Here is a 4,448-nt window from a genome sequence, read left to right on the forward strand (position 1 = left end):
GGTGCGTGGCCGCAGTCGGGGATCGTCACCACCACCGCGCGCGGGCCCCGGCTGCGCATCGCGTCGGCGGCCTCGGGCAGCAGCAGGTCCGAGTCGACACCGCGCAGCACCAGCACGGGCAGGCTCAGGCTGTCCCAGGCGGCCCACTGGTCGTAGTCGTCCGGGTGCACGATGAACTGGCGCACCATCGCCGGGTCGTAGTGCGGCGTCACGCGGCCGTCGGGCAGGCGGCGCGTCGAGGTTTCGGTGAGGCGGCGCCATTGCGCGTCGCTCAGCCAGCCGTAGGGCGCATAGACGGTGCGGAAGTAGGCCTCCAGCTCGCTCACGGTCGCGAACGACGACGGGTTGCCGGCGTAGGAGCGGATGCGCTGAATGGCCGCGTCGGCGAGCTGCGGCCCGATGTCATTGAGCACCAGCCGCTGCAGACGCCCGCGCAGCGCACCCGCCGCCACCTTGAGCCCGATGGCGCCGCCCATCGAGGTGCCCAGCCAATGAAAGCGATCGAGCCCGAGCTGGTTGACCAGCGAGAGCGCCAGCCGCGCGTAGAACGCGAGGCAGTACTCCTGTTCGGGCTGCGGGCTCCACTGGCTGAGTCCGCGGCCGATCGTGTCGGGGCAGATCACCCGGTAGCGCTGCGACAGGTGCTCGGCGATGTCGTCCATGTCGCGGCAGGTGCGCGCGAGGCCGTGCCACGCGATCACCGTCTCGGCGTGCTGCGCGCCCCACTCGGTGTAGTGGAGCTCGCGTTCTTCGCAGCGGATGTAGTGGGAGGTCTGGCTCATGGCAACAGCTCGGTTCAGTCGGGCACGCGCAAGGTGTGCGCGCGCCAGGTGATGGCATCGGCGAGCGCAGGCCGGAGGGCGATGGGCGGCACGTTGGCCTCGGTGATGGCCGGAGCCGCCCCGGGCACGCCACCGCGCGGCACGGTGCGCACCACCTGGCTGGCCGGCAGCGGCTTGCCGTGGCGCAGGTGGGCGTACATGGCGTCGAGACCACGGTTGAGGTAGACGTGCAGCGGCACGTAGCGCGTGTCGTAGCCGGGCAGCACGGCGGGCAGGCCGATGAAGCCGTCGAAGTGCTGGGCGTTGGTGACCTCGATGTACGACAGCCGGCTGTGCGCCCCTTCGACGCGCTTGTTGAGCGCGGTGTAGGGCCGCGAGGTGTGGTTCACCGGCAGCAGCGCGTCGGCGCGGCCGTGCACGATGATGGCCGGCTTGCCGTTCAGGTCGCCGTTGCGGCGCGTCTCATTCAGTCCTTGCTGCAAGGCCAGCGCCTGCGCGCCGGAACCGGTCAGCAGGTTGCGCAGGCACAGCGCGCCGTCGAGGTTGAAGTCCTGCGTCAGTGTGGAGGGCGAGAACGAGAACAGGTCGCGCAGCGGCAGGCCGGGGCTCAGGTTGTTGATGAGCTGGATGCCGGCCGAAGGCGGCACGCCATTGCCGGTGGCACTCATGGGGGCGAGCAGCGCGGCGGTGGTGGGCGTGATGACACCTTGCGCCGTGGTCGCGGCGAAGCTGTAGCCGCACAGGTGGTCGGCCACGCTGGCGCGTGCCAGCGCGTTGGCGAAGGTCACGCTCACCGCGGGCGCAACCTCGAAGGCCGCGAGCGAGGCATGCAGCGGCACCGACTCCGGCTCCCAGCCGTAGCCCGCGAGCCGGGCCAGCGCCTCGTCGGCCTGCGCCGCAAGCGTGTCGGCGGTGAGCCAGCCCTTGGCCTTGAGCGAGGCGCACCGGTTGGCCGCGAAGGCCGCCACCACGAAGGCCGCGCCCGGCGTGCCCGCGACCTGCGGCGACAGCGCCGCGCAGCTCTGGTAGAGGTTGGCGTAGGTGGTGAAGTCGATCAGCGTCTTGCCGATGGTGGTTTGTGCCACCCCACCGCGCTGCACGCTGATGCCCGACAGATCGGCCGGCAGTTCGACGGCCGGCTCGGAGACCGCCACGCCGTCGATCAGCCGCTCGCGGTCTTGCTCGGCGGCGGCAATGGCCGCGCCCCCGCCGTTCGAGATGCTCGATGCGATCACCAGCGTGTTGCCCGGCCGCAGGGTGCGCAGGCGCAAGCGGTCGCCCAGCGCGATGCCGTGCCGCTCGTTGAGCACCCAGTAGGCGAACTCGACCGCCTGCAGCGTGAAGCGGCCCCAGTCGCGCTCGGGGTTGCGCTGCGAGTGCGCGTGCTTGAAGGCCAGGCGGTTGGGCGTGGCGGCGTTGACGGCGGCCAGTTGCGACGCATCGAGCGGTGCGCGGAACTGCGCCTCGGCACCAGCGGCGACGGCCGCGCTGCGCGTGCCGTCGATCAGGGGCACGGTGTCGCTCGCCAGATCGTGAGGGCCGCTGCCCGTGCCCTTGTCGGTGTAGGCCACGGCGCAGCCGCGCTTCAAGCCCCACTCGCCGGTGCTGATGGCGCCGTACACGCCGCGCGAGCCCGAGGAGGTGGCGGTGATGATGCAGGCATGCCGCGGGTCGAAGCTGGCAGGCACCTGCACCATCAGCACCACGTTGCGCAGGCCGCTGCCGTCGTCGCTGAAGGCGATGTATTCGGTGCCGGCGATCTTGCCTTCGCTGGCGGTGATGTTGCCGTCGGCGTCGACGTTCGGGCCATAGAGCGTGCCGTAGCCACCGCCCGGCGTCATGTCGACGATGGCGCGGTAGCTGTTGTAGACGGCGGCGCGGCGCAACTCGGCGGCGGTGGGCGTGACGGCGTTCGCGTAGGGCGGCAGCGCGCCGGCGAGGCCGGTCTTGCCCAGGCCGGCGGTCAGCAGGTCGTCGGTGATGCCGTCGTACTCGGTCTGGCGCACGTCGCCGGCCACGAAGTCGGGGCGGCGGTTGAACAGACCGCGCGGACCGAAGCTCTGCGCCTGCTCCTTGGTCGCGCTCGTCGTTGCCTCTTGCGCTTCGAGTTTTGCGGTCTCTTCCACGGTGATCACCGAGTCGTCACCGCCACAGGCCGCCAACACGGCCACGGCCGTCAGGGCCACCAAGCGCCATGGCACAACATGCAGGTTCCGAGTCATTGCTGTCTCCTGGATCTACTGGTGAGTGAACGCAACCGGCCCACCACCCCACTAGGGAAGTAATAGACCGAGAGCACGAAGAGAATGCCCAGCCACAGGAGCCAGCGGTCGGGCGAGACGAGCTGCGACAGCACCGGCACGCCTTCGAGGGCGCTGCCGCCGAGCTTGAGCAGGTCTTGCAGGTAGTTCTGCGCGATGACGAAGAGCACGCTGCCGATGACGGCGCCGTACACCGTGCCCATGCCGCCGATGACGACGATGAGCAGGATGTCGAGCATGATCTCGAAGCTGAGCGAGGTGTCGGGCCCGTTGTAACGCAGCCAGAGCGCCAGCAGGCAGCCCGCGAGCGTGGCGAACAGGGCCGACAGCACGTTGCTCAGCGTGCGGTACACCACCGTGCGGTAGCCGATGGCCTCGGCACGGAAGTCGTTCTCGCGGATCGCCTGCAGCACGCGGCCGAAGGGCGAGTTGACGATGCGCAGCATCACCAGCACCAGCGCCAGCGTCACCACGAACAGCAGGTAGTAGCTGGCAAAGCGGCCGTCGATGCTGGCGCCGAGGAAGGGCTCTTCCAGGTACTGCGTGCCGGGCTGCAAGGCCTCGGGCACCTTGAAGTTGAGTCCGTCTTCGCCGCCGGTGAAGTCCGACAGCTGCGAGGCCAGCGTCAGGAAGGCCGAGGCCACGGCGAGCGTGATCATGGCGAAGAAGATGGCCTTCACCCGCAGGCTGAAGAGGCCGATCAGCAGCGAGAGCAGCAGCGAGACGACGAGCGCCGCCGCCACGCCCATCACCACCGCGCCCCAGCCCGGCCCAGCGTGCGTGCTGGCGATGGCCACGCCATAGGCGCCGATGCCGAAGAACATGGTGTGCGCGAAGCTCACGATGCCGGTGTAGCCCAGCAGCAGGTCGAAGCTCGCCACCAGCACGATGAAGACGAGGATCTTGGCGCCCACGTTGAGCGCCTTGGTGCTCGGGAAGAGGAAAGGCGTGAGCGCGAGGCCCAGCACCATCACGATGAGCAGGACGGACAGCCAGCGGTTGCGCGGCAGGTCGTGGGAGAGGAGGCGGTTCAGCATGGCGTGGCGTGCGTGGGTTGGGCGCGGGCCTTCGATCCGCGAAGCGGACCCTGTCCTGAGCTTGTCGAAGGGTCAGGCTGAGCGGGTGGTGGCATGCGCAGGCCGCGAACACACTCCGGCTGTTCAGCCTGAGCTATCGAAGGCCCGCTCGGTGTGTGCAAGAGGTTCATCGATTCGCCACCGGATACAAGCCCTGCGGCCGCCACAGCAACACCGCCACCATCAAGCCGATGTTGGAGAACATGGCCAGCTTGGGCGTGAGGAAGCCGCTGTAGTTGGCGAGCAAGCCGACCAGCAGCGCACCGACGAAGCAGCCGAATGTCGACCCCAGCCCGCCGATGATGATCACGATGAAGATCAGCACGTTG

The 4,448-nt window shown here is 69.3% G+C and carries 3 protein-coding genes and 1 pseudogene; all 4 read right to left on the reverse strand.

Annotated elements, in window-relative coordinates; genetic code table 11:
- Nucleotides 1-782: alpha/beta fold hydrolase (locus VFL64_RS00590; protein ID WP_489538437.1), on the reverse strand; the 782-nt coding region annotated here is incomplete at its 3' end.
- 14 nt (nt 783-796) lie between these two features.
- Entirely contained in the window at nt 797-3,004 is a 2,208-nt protein-coding gene (locus VFL64_RS00595; RefSeq protein WP_489538438.1) for a D-(-)-3-hydroxybutyrate oligomer hydrolase, read from the reverse strand.
- On the reverse strand, nt 3,001-4,080 hold the full coding sequence (locus VFL64_RS00600; protein WP_489538439.1) for a branched-chain amino acid ABC transporter permease: 1,080 nt from the start codon (nt 4,078-4,080) through the stop codon (nt 3,001-3,003). Before VFL64_RS00600 ends, VFL64_RS00595 begins: the two co-directional genes overlap by 4 nt.
- A 166-nt stretch (nt 4,081-4,246) precedes the next feature.
- Nucleotides 4,247-4,448 (reverse strand): annotated as a pseudogene (locus tag VFL64_RS00605) (branched-chain amino acid ABC transporter permease); the annotation flags it as partial.

The sequence above is a fragment of the Rhizobacter sp. genome (genome assembly GCF_035702065.1).
GTDB lineage: Bacteria > Pseudomonadota > Gammaproteobacteria > Burkholderiales > Burkholderiaceae_C > Rhizobacter.